Source organism: Bradyrhizobium sp. WU425 (assembly GCF_021052305.1).
Taxonomy (GTDB): domain Bacteria; phylum Pseudomonadota; class Alphaproteobacteria; order Rhizobiales; family Xanthobacteraceae; genus Bradyrhizobium; species Bradyrhizobium canariense_D.
Genome location: NZ_CP088089.1, coordinates 1,355,702 through 1,370,520 on the forward strand (window position 1 = coordinate 1,355,702; position 14,819 = coordinate 1,370,520).

The following is a 14,819-nucleotide window of genomic DNA, read 5'->3' on the forward strand; positions in this document are numbered from 1 at the left end:
AGTGGATAGTCCCGGGATCTCGCCTGGGCCCGTATGATCTATCGAGCCGGAGGTACGACTGCCCCAGAGCGATTGCCGGGCCTGTCGAGGGATTGCGGCTAACGCATCCGCGCTGCCCGCAGGAGCGGTTTGATGGATAATCGGACGGAATTCCTTGCGATTATCTCTCAAGAGCGGATAATCAGTCGGCATGGACCGATTGACCAGTCTCGAAGTCTTCAGCCGGGTGGTCGAGACCGGCGGCTTCTCTGCAGCAGCCCGCAAGCTCAACATGTCGACCACCATGGTGAGCAATCACGTCCAGGGGCTGGAAGACCGGCTCGGCGTGAGGCTGCTTCAGCGCACCACGCGCAAGGTCAGCCTCACCGACATCGGCAAGGCCTATTACGACCGCTGCATCCAGATACTCGCCGAAATCAAACAGGCCGACGATATCGCGAGCGAATTGCAGTCGGTGCCCCGCGGCACGCTACGGATCCACGTCGCCACGCACATGGTGCCGTTCGTTGCGCCCGTGGTGGCGAAGCTCCTGTCGACCTATCCGGAGCTCAAGATCGATCTGCGGATGGGCGAGGCCGAAATCGACCTCATCGAAGAAGGCTATGACGTTGCTCTGCGCATGACCGCGCCGCCGGATTCGAGCCTGATCGTTCGCAGCCTCGCAACTTGGCGCCACGTGCTGTGCTGCTCGCACGACTATCTCGAAAGGCACGGTCGCGTGCAGAAACTCGGTGAGCTCACCGCGCACAATTGCGCCCGTCACTTGAATTATCCGTTCGGCGAAGATTGGCGCTTCTTCGATCGCAAGGGCACGCCGGCATCGGTGCGCATCTCCGGCAGCTTCATCACCAACAGCGGTGAGGCCTTGCGAAAGGTGGCGCTGGAAGGCGCTGCCGTCTGCCTGATGGCCGGTTTTCTCGTCCAGGGCGATCTCGAAGCCGGTCATCTTGTTCGCCTTCTGCCCGAATATCGTCCCGTCGAGATGTCGATGAACGCGGTCTATCCGCACCGGCATCATCTGTCGGCGAAGGTCAGGACCTTTATCGACATGCTCGTGCATCACAGCGCAGAGCAGCAGAAGCTGATCAATCCCTATTCATGAGCGGGGTGGCGCCGGCAGCCGTCCGAACACTTTTTCAAGCGCCATGCCGAGCGCAAGCAGGCGGCGGTCGCTGCCTGCAGGGCCATCCAGCTCGAGTCCGATCGGAAGTTTGCTGACCGCGCCGAGCGCAATCGGGATCTGGATGCCGGGAATGCCGGCATTGCTGCCGGGATCGGTGTTCTGGATGAACAACCCGAAATTCTCGAGGCTGCTGGAATCCGGATTGGAGGCAATGGCGACGCGCGGCGTGGTCGGGAAGGCGATGGCATCGAGCCGGTTGTCGGCGAAAGTCCTGCTGTAAAGCACCTGGAGCGCGGGGCGTGCACTATTGATCGCGGCGTCATAGATCGGCTTGGCGTCAACCAGCGCGCCATCGGGGGCAGGCAGTTTGCGCGGGATCACCAGGCCATCATAGGTGCCCTTGACGTCGGCGCTGGAGATGTCCCTTGCCAGCGCCTCGATGCTGAGGCCCGTGCCGGTGTGGTCGAGATAGGCGACCAGATCGTCATAGGCTTCGTACAGCGCGACCGGAAAGCTGACCTGGCCATTGAACTCGGCCAGTTGCGGCATTTCGATCTCGACCATCGTGACACCCTGCGCTTTCATCTTCGCCACTGCTGCCTGGAAAGCGGCGTCGGTGTCAGCGTCGAGATTTGTCAGCATCGACCTCACGATGCCGATTCGCATCTGCTTCAGATCGGCCGCCTGAACGGCTTTGCCACCTGCTATGACGCGGTCGAGGAGTTCGACATCCGCCGCGGTCGCCGCCATCGGGCCCGCGGTGTCGCGGGTGTGCGAGATCGGCGCGATGCCAGCTTGCGGATAGCGTCCGACCGTCGGACGCAGCGAGGCACATCCATTCAGTGCGGCGGGGACCCTGACCGATCCGCCAGTGTCGGTGCCGAGCCCGCCCGCGACGATCCGCGCGCCGATCGCGACGCCCGTTCCTGAGGAGGAGCCGCCCGCGATCAGGGTGCGGTCATAGGCGTTGCGCACGCCGAACTCCGCGCCGGTCTTGAATGCGGTGTTGTAGCCGGAGATGCCGAAGGCGAGCTCGTGCATGCTGGTCTTGCCGATGATGACCGCGCCCGCCGCGCGCAATTTTGCGACCACCGGCGCGTCGGCCCTCGGAACGTAATGCTTCAGCGCCGGCGTTCCTGCGCTGCAGGGGAGCCCCGTGACCTCGATATTGTCCTTGATCACGATGGGAACACCGCCGAGCGGCTTGTCCTTGTTGTCGTTCGCGTCGAATGCGGCCGCAGCCTTCAGAGCGCCGGGCTCGTCCAGGGTGACGAAGGCATTCAGATCGGCATTGGCCTTGGCGCGGGCGAGAGCTTCCGTCGTGAGCGCGGTGCTCGTGACTTTTCCGGCGCGGAGGTCGGCCACAGCCTGGGTCAGGGTCAACTGGTCGAAATCCATGAGGCGTCACCCGGTTGCAGGTGCGCCATCAGGGCGCCCCTCGGCTCCAGAGGCTGAAGCCTCGTCGGCGCTCCGTCAACCGTAGGCGCGCATCCTTGCAGGTGATGGCGCATCGAGCTCGGCGAACAGCCGTTCAACCTCGGCCTTCACCTTCCCGATCGCGGCGTCCTTAACCGGCCCGTAGCCCCGGATATCCATCGGCGCTTTTGCAATGGCGACCAGGCTTGGCAGATGCGCCGCGTCGAGTCCGCCGAGCAGCCGTTTGATGACGCCATCGTACCAGGTGATGAGTTCCCGCTCGGCGCGCCGCTCCGCCGTGTAGCCGAACGGATCGAACGGCGTCCCGCGCAATCCCTTCACTCGCGCCAGCATGGCGAGCGGCATTTGGATCCACTGTCCGAAGGCGTGCTTGCGCGGACGTCCGCGGGCATCGCGCTTCGACGGCAGGAACGGCGGGGCAAGGTGATATTGGATGCTGAATTCGCCTTCGAATTCGCCTTTCAACTCGTCGAGGAAGCCGGTCTGCATGTGCAGGCGCGCCACCTCGTACTCATCCTTGTAGGCCATCAGCTTGAACAGGGCGTGCGCGACCGCCTCGGTCAATGCCTCGCTATTCAGGCTGGCTTCGGCATGGCGAACACTTGCAACGCGCTCTCGATAGCGCGCTGCGTAGGCATCGTTCTGATAAGCCGTGAGGAAGTCGGCGCGGCGGTCGATCAGCTGGTCGAGCGTCTCGGCCTTCGGCGCTTCGTCCACCTTCGGCAAGAAGTCGGGATCGGCGGCTGCAATCCGGCCCCAGGCGAAAGCCTGCTTGTTGCTTTCGACCCCGACGCCGTTGAGCTCGATCGCGCGCAACAGCGCCGACAGCGAGACCGGCAGCAGCCCGCGCTGCCAGGCAAAGCCCAGCATGACGATATTGGCATAGACGGCATCGCCGAGCAGGCGCTCGGCCAGCGCATTGGCGTTGATGGTGTCGAGATTGCCGTCGCCGATCACCTGGCCGATCGCACGCAGGCGGGCGGGTGAGGCGAGATCGGCGTCACGGAAGCGGACGACGTCGCCGGTCGGCATCTCCGCGGTGTTGACCGCGGCGCGCGTACCTTTTCGATAGGTGCCGGACGCCTTCGGCGAGGAGCTGACGACGAGGTCGCAGCCGATCAGCGCATCGGCCGCGCCCTGGTCGATACGGACCTGGTGCAATGCGTCGGGAGATGCGGCCAACCGGATGTAGCTCAGCACCGGCCCGAATTTCTGCGCAAAGCCGGTAAAATCCAGCACCGAGACACCGTTTCCTTCGAGGTGGGCCGCCATGCCGATCAGCGCGCCGACCGTGATCACGCCGGTGCCGCCGACGCCGGTGACGAGCAGATCATAGGGACGGTCGAGCGTTGCGGGCCCGGGCAGGGGAAGCGTGGCCGCGTGGCCGACCGCGTCGATCCGGCTCGCGCCCTTCTTCCGGCGCCTCGCGCCCTCGACGGTGACGAAGCTCGGGCAGAACCCGTTGAGGCAGGAAAAGTCCTTGTTGCAGGATGAGAGGTTGATCCGGCGCTTCCGGCCGAACGGCGTCTCCTTGGGCTCGACGCTGAGGCAGTTGGATTCGACCGAGCAGTCGCCGCAGCCTTCGCAGACGAGATCGTTGATATAGGCGAAGCGTTTGGGATCGATCATCTGTCCACGCTTGCGGCGACGCCGTTTCTCTGTCGCGCAGGTCTGCTGATAGATCAGCACCGAGACGCCGGGAATATCGCGCAGCTCGCGCTGCACGCTGTCCATCTTCTCGCGCGGATGGAGGGACACGCCGACCGGAAGATCGCCTGGCGGAAATTGCGCCGGATCGTCCGACACCAGCGCGATGCGCGCAACGCCCTCGGCGCGGACGCTGTGCGCGATAGCGTGGACGCTGATTGGGCCGTCGACGGGTTGGCCGCCGGTCATCGCCACGGCATCGTTGAACAGGATCTTGTAGGTGATGTTGGCCTTGGCGGCGATCGCCTGCCGGATCGCCATCGAACCCGAATGATAATAGGTGCCTTCGCCCAGATTCTGGAACACGTGCTTGTTGCCGGTGAAGCGTGACGAGGCGGCCCAATTCACGCCTTCGCCTCCCATCTGGATCAGGGACGATGTCTCGCGGTCCATCCAGCTGGCCATGAAATGACAGCCGATGCCGGCCAGCGCCTTCGAACCCTCGGGCACTTTCGTCGATGTATTGTGCGGGCAGCCCGAGCAGAAATAGGGCGTACGCGTCGCACCGCTGACGTTGATCGTGCGCGAGGCCTCAGGCATCAAGCCGGTTGCGCGTGCGGCGAGATTGAGGCCTGGGAACATCGGATCGAGACGGCGTGCGAGCACCCCAGCGAGCGCACGCGGTGACAATTCGCCGATCCAGGAGATCAGCCGCGCCCCTTGCTCGTCATGCTTACCGACCATGCGCTCGGGTTTTTCGCCCGGATAATCGTAAAAATATTCCTTGAACTGGCTTTCGATGATGCCGCGCTTCTCCTCGACGACAAGGATCTCGCGCTTGCCCCTCACGAACGCCATCGCGTCATGCAGCGCCAGCGGCCAGACCATGCCGACCTTGTAGATGTCGATGCCGATGCTGCGGCAGTCCGCTTCGTCGAGACCCATCAGCCGCAGCGCTTCCATCAGATCGAGATGGGCCTTGCCCGTGGTGACGATGCCGTAGGTGGCGTCCGGGATGTCGTAGATGTGACGATCGATCGGATTAGCCTTTGCGAAGGCGTAGACCGCGTGCTTCTTCGCCTCCAGCCGCTCCTCGATCTGCGGGCCGGGCAGATCGGGCCAGCGATAGTGCAGGCCGCCGGGTGGCGGCGTGAAGTCTGGCGCGTGGAAGGCCCGCGGTGGGCGCAGCGCGACGGACGCGCCGGATTCCACGATCTCAGAGATCGCCTTGAAGCCGACCCACATGCCGGTGAAGCGGCTCAGCGCGTAGCCATATTCACCGAATTCGAGATATTCGCTGACGCTTGCGGGGTGGAGCGTCGGCATGAACCAGCTCATGAAGGCGACGTCGGACTGGTGCGGCATCGAGGACGAGACGCAGCCATGGTCGTCGCCGGCGACCACCAGAACGCCGCCATGCGGTGAGGAGCCGTAGGCGTTGCCGTGTTTCAGCGCATCGCCGGAGCGATCGACGCCGGGGCCCTTGCCGTACCAGAGAGCGAACACGCCATCGACCTCGCGGTCGGCTTGCGTCTCGACCTGTTGTGAGCCGAGCACGGCGGTCGCGGCAAGATCTTCGTTCACTGCGGGGAGGAATTCGATGCGGTCCCGCTTCAGTCGCTCGTGGATGCGCCACAGCTCGAGGTCGATCCCGCCGAGTGGCGAGCCGCGATAGCCTGAGATGAAGCCCGCCGTGTTCAGCCCCGCGGCACGGTCGCGCCGCACCTGGTCGAGCGCGATGCGGACGATGGCCTGCGTGCCGGTGAGGAAGACGCGGCCCCGTTCGCGATCGTAGCGGTCGGAAAGCTCGTAAGAATCGAGAGACGAAATGGCGGCCATGCGGACCTCCCCACGGCATCCTTGCCGGATGGGAGAAGGGTAAGCCTGGGCAACTGGTAGGTCTTACCTTTCTTTCCGAATAGCGTACCTATTATGGTAGAGTTATCCAAAACGATGTACGGGAAGGTAGATTAATCCATTTTGGTGGTTTCCATGATCGAAGACCAGGACGCGCGGATTCTCGCCTATCTTCAGAAGGACGGCCGCGCCACCAACCAGCAGCTCGCCGACGCAGTCGGCATGTCGACTTCGGCATGCTGGCGCCGGGTGCGCGCGCTGGAGGAGAGCGGTGCCATCCGGGGCTATGCGGCCCTGGTCGCGCGCGAGCAGGCCGGCTTTGCGATGTCCGCGATCCTCCACGTCTCGCTGGAACGGCACGACGCAAAATTCGTCGACGAGTTCGTCGCGCGGGTGACCACGCGGCGTGAGGTGCTGGAGTGCTTTGCGACCACGGGCGATGCCGATTACCATTTGCGCGTCGTCGTGCAGGACATGGCGGCCTACAACAGATTCCTCGACGACTTCATGTTCCGCATTCCCGGCATTCGCTATGTGAGAAGCAACGTGGTGCTGAAAGAGATCAAGACGGGCGTGGCCCTGCCGTTTTGAGCTTGTGCTGAGGAGGCCGCGTAGCGGCCGTCTCGAAGCGCGACGCCACAACCGGGCGCCTTCATCCTTCGAGACGCTTGCTTCGCAAGCTCCTCAGGATGAGGATCACCGCTCTTCCCGCACGAACCTGTTCCGCAGCGTGCCGACACCGGTGATGTCGATCTCCACGACGTCGCCGTGCTTGATATCAGGCGAGGCACCATCCGTGCCCATCCAGATCACATCGCCCGGCCATAGCGTAAAATACTTGGTCAGCTCGACTAGGAACGGCACCACGCCAAAGATCATGTCGTTGGTGTGGAAGCGGTTGGTCTCCTTGCCGTTGACCCGGACGATCGTTTCCATCTTGTCGAGGTCGGCCTCGGTCTCGATCCACGGGCCCATCGGCTTGAACGTGTCGGCGTTCTTCGAGCGCCACAGGCTGCGGTCGGCCTTCTGCCAGCTTCGTTCGCTGACGTCGTTGCCGATGGTGTAGCCGAACACGCAATCCATCGCATTCTGATTGGTGAGATGCTTGACCTTCTTGCCGATGACGACAACGAGTTCGCCTTCGTAGTGGATCTTGTCCGTCGCAAAGGACGGGATCGCGACGTCCTCGTCATGCGCAATCAGCGCGTTTTGCGCGCGATAGCCGATCTCGGGGCGGTCGGGGACAGCAGGCACTTCGCCGCGCTTGTCGGCGGCCTCCTTCAGGTGCTTCAGATAGTTCAAGCCGACGCAGTAGAAAGTGCGCGGAATCAGCGGCAGTTCGATCTTGACCTGCGAGAGCTGATACGTGCGCGAGGTGCGTTGCCATTCTCCGAAGGGATCGCCCTCGATCGCGATGACCTGGTCACCCTCGACGATCCCCCAGGACGTCTTGTCCGCGGCGGTGAATTTCAGCCAGCGCATGCCGTGTCTCCCTTGTTATTCCGCGGCATCGCGCGGCTGCACTTTCCAGTCGCCGGCTGCCGGGCGCTTGAGCCCGAGATTTTCCCGCAGCGTCTTGCCGCGATACTCCTTCTGGAACAATCCGCGCCGCTGCAATTCCGGGACGATATGTTGCACGAAATCGGCATAGGAGCCGGGCACATAGGTCGCGGCGATGACAAAACCGTCGCAGCCGCGCTCGACGAACATTTCTTCGAGCTTGTCCGCGATCTCCTTGGGACCGCCGACCATCGCATCCTGGACCTGACCGCGGCCAGAGAAGGTGACGAAGTCGCGCGCGCTCGGATTGCTTTTGCCGGAGTTCTTGAGCACGCCGTCGCGGATGCCCAGAATGCCCTGCATGCTCTTCAACTCCTCAGTCGTCAGCGGCTCGTCGAGATCCTTGGAGGCGAAGTCGTAGTTGAGCGCTTCGGCCAGCAGCGACAGCGCATCGATCTGCAGCGGCAGCTTGTTGATCAACGCCATCTTGTCTTCGGCCTCGGCTTTGGTCGCGGCGCAGACTGGTGTCGTCAGGTTGCAGAGGAACATCGCCTCCGGATCCCGACCGGCTTTCGCGGCCTCGTTACGCACCGCCGCATAGCCTTCCTTGGCGGCGGCGAGATTGCGTGCAGCGGTGAAGATCACCTCACCCCATCGTCCTGCAAAGCGCTGGCCGCGGCCGGACGCGCCGGCCTGGATGATCACGGGATGGCCCTGGTCGGAGCGGGGCACCGTGAAGGGACCGCGGGACTTGTAGAATGGGCCCTTGTGATCGAGCCGCTTCACCTTGGCCGGATCGGCAAAGCGGCCGCTCGTCTTGTCCATGATGAGCGCGCCGTCTTCCCAGGTGTCCCAATGGCCGAGAACGATCTCCATGAATTCGTCGGCGCGGTCATAGCGGGCGTCGTGCTCGGGATGAGAATCCCGGCCCATGTTGAAGGCCTCGCCGTCATTGAGCGAGGTCACGACGTTCCATCCGGCGCGTCCGCCCGACATCAGGTCGAGCGTTGCGAAGCGGCGGGCGATGTCGAAGGGCTCGAAATAAGTCGTCGAGCCGGTCGCACCCAACCCGAGCTTCTCCGTCACCATGCCCATCGTCGTCAGCACGATCAGCGGATCCATCTTCACGCAGCGGATGCCGTATTCGACGGTGTGGGCGTGATCGTTGCCGTAGCGGTCCGGCATCGCCAGCCGGTCGTCGAAGAAGGCCATGTGGAACTTGCCGGCTTCGAGGATTTTGGCGATCTCCTGATAATAGTCCGCCGACATCGAATCGTCGCGCGAGTCCGGATGTCGCCACGAGCTCGGCAAATTCGTGCAGTTCTGGGCCTGAAGGAAGCCGACCAGTACCATCTGCCGCGTCATGCTGCTGTTCTCCGAATTGCGTCAGGCCGAAATCCGTCAGGCCAGGTCGAGGACCGTGTCGAGCCTGTACTCGCGCGCCAGCGCGCGCAGTTTTTCCCAGGTCGCATCCTCGATCTCGATGCCGTCGCGCAGGCGCTGCTGCTCACGCAAGCCCTCGATCTCACCGGGATAGAACACGCCCTTGCTGCCCTCGGAGGGCGGGGTCGATTTGAGATAGTGTGCGAACTCGGCGACCTCGCGCTTGAAATCCTGCAGCGGGCGAAACGCGGCGACGTTGAACACGGCCATGAAGCAGCCGTCATTGTGCCGGCCCGTGGGCTCGACGCCGAAACCGAGGCCGGTGAGCAGGCCGCACAGGACCTCGACCATTGCGGCGAGGCCGCTGCCCTTGTAGCCCTCGGTGCCGCCGAGCGGCAGCAGCGCGCCGCCCTTGCGATACTGGGTTGGATCGGTAGTGTGCCGTCCCTCGGCATCGATGATCCACCCCGGCGGGATTTCCTCGCCGCGGGCGACCGCGAGCTGGATCTTGCCGGCCGCGACCGCAGAGGTCGCCATGTCCAGGTAGAACGGCGCATCGAGGTCGGACGGCACCGCGATCGAGATCGGATTGGTGCCGAGCCGTGCCTCCTTGCCGCCGAATGGCGCCACATGCTTCGGCGAACGGCCGGAATCCGCCGTTGCGATCCCGATCATGCCTTCGCGCATTGCCATCAGCGGATAGGCGGCGAGGCGGCCGACATGGCTTTGCCGGAACACGGTGCAGGCGGCGACATTCGCCGTCTTCGCTTTCTCGATCGTCAGCGCCATCGCCTTGGCGTTGATGTGGAAGCCAAAACCCCACTGGCCGTCGATCACGGTCGTCGTCGGCGATTCCTGCACGATGGTCCATCTGGCGCCGGGCACGATGTGGCCGGCCTTGATCCGGTCAACATAGGTGGGAATGGCGATCACGCCGTGGGAATCGTGGCCGGCGAGATTGGCGTTGACGCAGCCGTTTGCGACCGCGTCGGCCTCTTCCTCGGAAGCCCCGGCAACCCGAAGCAGCGCTGCGCTGATGCGCGTGAGGCGGTCGGCATGGACGATCGGCATGGCGCTTCCCCGGCATGGTGCCCTTAACAGGCTGCTTGTTGGGCGCCATGGTCTCAAAGCGCGGCTGCGATATCAATCTCCTGTAAACCAATACAGGGCTGCAAATTCGCAGCGAGCAGGGCCGTCGGGCGAAGATTCGTCCCGCGCGGTGGCATTTTCGACAGATTGGCGCAGGTCGTTCGCAGCTCGTTCACTTTGATCGACGGTTTGCAGCGCGCAATAACGACCACTTAGGCGATCGCCGGTCATAACGTCATCCGGGAAAAAAAGGCAGAAATGCCCGGGAGCTGAGATCGTGCCGACGACACTCGCGCGCACCTTTGCGGCGTTGAGCGCCATCAACGAAGCGATCCTCTACGCGAAATCGCCGGATGAGCTGTACCAGAAGGTCTGCGACGCCGGGTTTGCGAGTGGAGACTTCATGGCCGTGGCCGTGTTCCTTGTGGAGCCGGATGGCCATAAGCTTCGCTTTGCCGCTGGTCGCGGCGATGACGTGGCGCGGCTGAGCGCGATCGAGATCACCACGCAGGCTGGCACGCCGGAAGGCTTGGGCGTGGGCGGCGAGGCGTTCCGCAGCCAGAAGCTCTGCATCAGCAACGATTTCCTGAACGATCCGCGTTCGCTGGCATGGCGCAACGGCGCGGTGGCGGCGGGTGTCGGCGCGGCCGCGGCGCTACCCCTGGTCTGCATGGGACGCAGTATTGGGGTGTTGTATGTTACGCGGTCGGGCGCCGGCTCGCTCGACGAGGCGATGGTCTCGTTGTTCGAGCGGATGTCGGCCAATATCTCTCACGCGCTGGAGAGCTTCGCGACCGAGGGAGCCCGCCTGGATGGCGAGCGGGCAGTGCGGCGGCTCAACCGCATGTTCGGCGCGCTCAGTGCGACGAACGAAGCAATTCTGCAAGCCAGCACTGAGCTGGACTTGTACCAGCGGGTCTGCGACGCCGCTGTTTATAGCGGCAAATCGCTTGCCACTTTCGTTCTGCTGCACGAGCCGGATTCCGAATGGCTGACGCCGGTGGCAGCGACCGGACATAATCTGGATCTGATCAGACAGTCGCGCTACTCGATTGATCCGGAGAGTCCCTACGGCAAGGGCATCTCCGGCGAGGTGTTCCGGACCCAGCAAGCGATCGTCGAGGACGACCTCGTCAATCGCACCAAGGGGACCACCTGGGAGCAGGCCAACGTCAATGCCGGCGCCGTCGCCTGCGTGGCTGCTCCCTTGATCAAGCGTGGCACCAGCATCGGCGTGCTGTTTTTCTTCGTGAGCAAAGCCTGGGCGAAAGACGAAGGCATCGTCGCATTGTTGCTGCGCATGACCGAAAACGTGTGCTTTGCGCTCGAGAACTTCGACCGCGACAAGGAGAAGGCCCAGATCGCCTTGGAGGAGGATCGGCTGGCGCGTATGTACGCAGCGCTAAGCGCGACGAACGAAGCCATTCTGCGGGCAAGGTCGCGCAGCGAACTGTTGGATCTGGTTTGCGAAGCCACGGTGCACGGCGCCAAGTTCGCCTCGACCTCCATTGCATTGCTTGACCGCGATGCGGGACTGCTTCGTGTTGTTGCGTCCTTCGGACCGAACGCCGAGGAAGTGCGTTCCTTCAGGCTGTCGGTCAGCGACAAGGAGCCGGAAGGACGAGGGCTGACCGGCACCGCGTTCCGGACGCGGCGGCCCTGTATCAGCAACGACGTCCTGGCAGACGCCCGCCTCAAGCCTTGGCACGCCAGCGCGCGTCGCAATGGCATTAGGTCCTCAACCGCGATGCCGCTATTCAACGGCGACAGCGTCGAAGGCGTATTCCTGTTCAATTCGCCCGAGTGCGGCACTTTCACGGACGAATTCGTCGAGCTATTGCGCAAGCTCCAGGCCAATGTCGCCTTCGCGTTGGAGAACTTCGACCGTGCCGACGAGAAGGCGAAGGCCGACAGGCAGCGTGACAGGTTGAGCGGCATGTTCGAGGCGCTGAGCGCGACGAACGAGGCCATCATGCGCGCCAAGACGCGCGAGGAGCTGTTCGAAGGGGCGTGCCAGGCAGCCGTGCTCGGCGGCGTATTCGCCTCGGCGACAATCGGCATTATGGACGACCAGCGTGAACTCGTTCGCGTGGTTGCCGTGAAGGGGCGCCTCCAGGAGCGGATGGTGGGACGCACCTGCTTTGTTTCCGCCGACCATCCTGAGGGTCGCGGAATCATAGGGATGTCGCTGCGGACCCGCGGGCCCAGCGTCATCAACGACTATCTCCACGACCTCCGAGCGGCGCATTGGCACTCTAAGGCGATCGAAGATGGAACGCGAGCGGCTGCCAGCTTCCCGCTGCTGCGCGCCGGCCAGGAGCCGATCGGCATTCTGCTTTTCCTCGCGCCGGAAGAGAATACGTTCACACCCGATATGGTCGAGTTGCTCGGGCGCCTCGCCGAGAACGTGTCATTTGCACTCGATAATTTCGATCGCGCCGAGGAAAAGGCCCGCAACGAGGCGCGGACGGAGCGTTTGGCTCGCATGTTCGCGGCGCTGAGCGCGACCAACGAGGCGATCATGCGGGCGAAGTCGCGCGCCGAACTGTTCGACCTCGTCTGTCTCGCCGCATCGAACGGCGCCAAGTTCACCTCGACCACCATTGCGCTGGCGAGGGTCGATAGCGATCAGCTGGAGATCGTGTCGAGCGCCGGACCGTCGTCTGACACCACGCGCAATGTCCGCCTATCAATCGACCCCGAGCGCCCCGAGGGGCGCGGAATGAGCGGCACGGCGTTCCGCACTCGCCAGCCCTGCATCAGCAACGACTATCTCAATGACGATCGCGTTCGCGCCTTTCATTCCATTGTCCGCAACGACGGCGCGCGGTCGGGCGCGGCTTTTCCCCTCGTCGCACACGATCGGGCCGTCGGCGTCATGATCTACATGTCGACCGAGCCCGGCACCTTCACGGCCGAGTTCGTCGAGCTGTTGCAGCGCCTCGCCGACAACGTCTCCTTCGCGATGGAGAATTTCGACCGGGCCGACGAGAAAAACCAGGCCGACGAGCGAATCGAATACCTCGCTTCGCACGACAGCCTGACCGACCTGCCGAACCGCGAGACCTTCAACGGGTTGCTGCATGAGGCGATCGACGAGGCGCAGCGCCACGATCAGCGCTTTGCGGTGCTGTTCATCGACCTCGATCGTTTCAAGGTCATCAATGATTCGCTGGGCCACGAGGCCGGCGATCTGCTCCTGCTCGAAGTGGCCAACCGGCTGCGTGGTGCGCTGCGCGCAACCGACGTCGTGGCGCGGCTCGGCGGCGACGAGTTCGTGGTGATCCTCGATCAATGCGGCGAGATCGATGACGTCCAGCGCATCGCGACCGGGCTGTTGACGGCGCTTGCGGAGCCCATGGAGCTAGCGGGGCACGAGTGCCACACCACGGCCTCGATCGGTATCGCGATGTATCCGACCAACGGCTCCGACGTGCAGACGCTGACCAAGAACGCCGACATGGCGATGTATCTCGCCAAGGAAGACGGCAAGAACGGCTATCGCTTCTTCTCCAAGGAAGTGAAGACGCAGTCGATCGAGCGGCTGTCGTTGGAGAGTGCGCTGCGCCGGGCGCTGGAGCGGAATCAGTTCACTTTGAACTACCAGCCCAAGGTGGACATGGAGACCGGCCAGATCACGGGCGTGGAAGCCCTGCTGCGCTGGACGCACCCCGATCTGGGCAGCATCTCGCCGGCGCAGTTCATTCCGCTCGCGGAGGAGACCGGATTGATCGTGCCGATCGGCCGCTGGGTGGTAAAGGAGGCCTGCGCGCAGGCCATGGCCTGGCAGCGCCGCGGCCTGTTGCCGGTGTCGATGGCGGTCAACCTGTCACCGCGGCAGTTTGTCGACGAGCATCTGTTGCAGGACGTCGACGAGGCGCTGGCCGCCAGCGGCATGTCGCCCGTGCTGCTCCAGTTGGAGGTCACTGAGAGCATGATGATGCGCAACGTCGGGCGTGCGCTCAAGGTGCTCGACGCGATCCAGAGCCGCGGCATCCGCCTTGCCATCGACGACTTCGGCACCGGCTATTCGTCGATGTCGCTGATGAAGCATTTTCCGATCGACACCATCAAGATCGACCGCTCCTTCGTGCGCGATTTGCCACAGGATCTGGAAGACCAGGCGATCGCGCAGGCGATCATCAGCATGGGCAAGGCGCTCGGCATGACCGTGGTGGCGGAAGGCGTCGAGAATGCCGAACAGGAGGCATTCCTGCGCGCCCATGGCTGCGACGAGATGCAGGGCTTCCTGATCTCCAAGCCGCTGCCGGCGCGGCAGATGGCCGAGCTGCTGCAGCCCATGGAGCTGCCCTACGCGCCGCCGCTCCAGCCGGAGCCGGACCATGCCGCCACCGCGGCCGCGGCGCTACGGTTGAAAAGCGCTGTCGTCTGACGGCTGCGGGTGCAGCTCGCGGGCGTCGTCTTCCTTGATTTCCGCCTTGCGCGGAAAATCATCCGGCCAGGTCGGCGAGGTTTGCTTGGCGAACAGGGCGAGCAGGGCGTGCGCGCCTTCGGCAAAGCTCGAGTCGTGGCTCAGACCGAGTTCAGAACACCACGCGTGTGGCATCGGCTCGTGCGTGTCGAGCACGGCCATCGCCGGACCCCACCACCAGGCCGGCGCCGGCGATCGTTCGTGCTCCGGCACGGCATGCCAGAGGACGAGCTCGCCCATCATGCGCTCGAATTGCAGGCTTGCGGCCTGATGCATTCGTTCCGTGCTCCCTTGGGTCGCGCCTGAAAGCAGGCCGATGCGCGGACTCGATCGTGGCCTTCGCTGTGAAAA

General features: G+C 63.8%; 10 protein-coding genes. 3 read left to right on the forward strand and 7 right to left on the reverse strand.

Translation table 11 applies throughout. The features are described from left to right. Window positions 1-190: 190 nt before the first annotated feature. Entirely contained in the window at window positions 191-1,102 is a 912-nt protein-coding gene (locus BcanWU425_RS06465) for a LysR family transcriptional regulator (RefSeq protein ID WP_204512424.1), read from the forward strand. Here BcanWU425_RS06465 and iaaH read toward each other — a convergent pair. Continuing rightward, window positions 1,097-2,521: an indoleacetamide hydrolase gene (iaaH, locus tag BcanWU425_RS06470; RefSeq protein WP_231190236.1), complete on the reverse strand. Its 1,425-nt coding sequence runs from the start codon at window positions 2,519-2,521 to the stop codon at window positions 1,097-1,099. The two genes, BcanWU425_RS06465 and iaaH, sit on opposite strands and share 6 nt — an antisense overlap. Window positions 2,522-2,596: 75 nt before the next feature. Next, on the reverse strand, window positions 2,597-6,046 hold the full coding sequence (locus tag BcanWU425_RS06475; protein WP_204512422.1) for an indolepyruvate ferredoxin oxidoreductase family protein: 3,450 nt from the start codon (window positions 6,044-6,046) through the stop codon (window positions 2,597-2,599). A gap of 153 nt (window positions 6,047-6,199) precedes the next feature. On the opposite strand from BcanWU425_RS06475, the gene BcanWU425_RS06480 reads away from it, so the two are divergent. Further along, window positions 6,200-6,655 carry an Lrp/AsnC family transcriptional regulator gene (locus tag BcanWU425_RS06480; protein WP_018453391.1) on the forward strand — a complete coding sequence of 152 codons (456 nt, stop codon included), beginning with the start codon at window positions 6,200-6,202 and terminating at the stop codon, window positions 6,653-6,655. Window positions 6,656-6,760: 105 nt separating this feature from the next. Here BcanWU425_RS06480 and BcanWU425_RS06485 read toward each other — a convergent pair whose 3' ends face one another. The 4 genes from BcanWU425_RS06485 to BcanWU425_RS06500 form a co-directional block, all read right to left on the reverse strand. Beyond that, on the reverse strand, window positions 6,761-7,546 hold the full coding sequence (locus BcanWU425_RS06485) for a fumarylacetoacetate hydrolase family protein (RefSeq protein ID WP_204512421.1): 786 nt from the start codon (window positions 7,544-7,546) through the stop codon (window positions 6,761-6,763). Between the two features lie 15 nt (window positions 7,547-7,561). Beyond that, a complete protein-coding gene (locus tag BcanWU425_RS06490; RefSeq protein WP_085361243.1) occupies window positions 7,562-8,929 on the reverse strand; it encodes an LLM class flavin-dependent oxidoreductase in 1,368 nt (455 codons plus the stop codon). Window positions 8,930-8,965: 36 nt separating this feature from the next. Beyond that, on the reverse strand, window positions 8,966-10,018 hold the full coding sequence (locus tag BcanWU425_RS06495) for an Ldh family oxidoreductase (RefSeq protein WP_204512420.1): 1,053 nt from the start codon (window positions 10,016-10,018) through the stop codon (window positions 8,966-8,968). Window positions 10,019-10,090: 72 nt separating this feature from the next. After that, window positions 10,091-10,267: a hypothetical protein gene (locus BcanWU425_RS06500; RefSeq protein ID WP_158091731.1), complete on the reverse strand. Its 177-nt coding sequence runs from the start codon at window positions 10,265-10,267 to the stop codon at window positions 10,091-10,093. A gap of 46 nt (window positions 10,268-10,313) precedes the next feature. Here BcanWU425_RS06500 and BcanWU425_RS06505 point away from each other — a divergent pair, with 46 nt between their 5' ends. Continuing rightward, a complete protein-coding gene (locus BcanWU425_RS06505) occupies window positions 10,314-14,429 on the forward strand; it encodes a sensor domain-containing phosphodiesterase (protein ID WP_204512419.1) in 4,116 nt (1,371 codons plus the stop codon). Here the strand turns inward: BcanWU425_RS06505 and BcanWU425_RS06510 are convergent. After that, window positions 14,403-14,744: a hypothetical protein gene (locus BcanWU425_RS06510; RefSeq protein WP_085361246.1), complete on the reverse strand. Its 342-nt coding sequence runs from the start codon at window positions 14,742-14,744 to the stop codon at window positions 14,403-14,405. The genes BcanWU425_RS06505 and BcanWU425_RS06510 overlap by 27 nt on opposite strands. Between the last annotated feature and the right edge of the window lie 75 nt (window positions 14,745-14,819).

What these genes read in the sequence shown, in the direction of transcription:
- BcanWU425_RS06490 (WP_085361243.1), bottom strand. Translation starts at nt 8,929, where the DNA reads ATGACGCGGCAGATGGTACTGGTCGGCTTCCTTCAGGCCCAGAACTGC.
- BcanWU425_RS06510 (WP_085361246.1), bottom strand. Translation starts at nt 14,744, where the DNA reads ATGCATCAGGCCGCAAGCCTGCAATTCGAGCGCATGATGGGCGAGCTC.
- BcanWU425_RS06500 (WP_158091731.1), bottom strand. Translation starts at nt 10,267, where the DNA reads ATGACCGGCGATCGCCTAAGTGGTCGTTATTGCGCGCTGCAAACCGTC.
- BcanWU425_RS06465 (WP_204512424.1), top strand. Translation starts at nt 191, where the DNA reads ATGGACCGATTGACCAGTCTCGAAGTCTTCAGCCGGGTGGTCGAGACC.
- BcanWU425_RS06475 (WP_204512422.1), bottom strand. Translation starts at nt 6,046, where the DNA reads ATGGCCGCCATTTCGTCTCTCGATTCTTACGAGCTTTCCGACCGCTAC.
- BcanWU425_RS06495 (WP_204512420.1), bottom strand. Translation starts at nt 10,018, where the DNA reads ATGCCGATCGTCCATGCCGACCGCCTCACGCGCATCAGCGCAGCGCTG.
- iaaH (WP_231190236.1), bottom strand. Translation starts at nt 2,521, where the DNA reads ATGGATTTCGACCAGTTGACCCTGACCCAGGCTGTGGCCGACCTCCGC.
- BcanWU425_RS06485 (WP_204512421.1), bottom strand. Translation starts at nt 7,546, where the DNA reads ATGCGCTGGCTGAAATTCACCGCCGCGGACAAGACGTCCTGGGGGATC.
- BcanWU425_RS06480 (WP_018453391.1), top strand. Translation starts at nt 6,200, where the DNA reads ATGATCGAAGACCAGGACGCGCGGATTCTCGCCTATCTTCAGAAGGAC.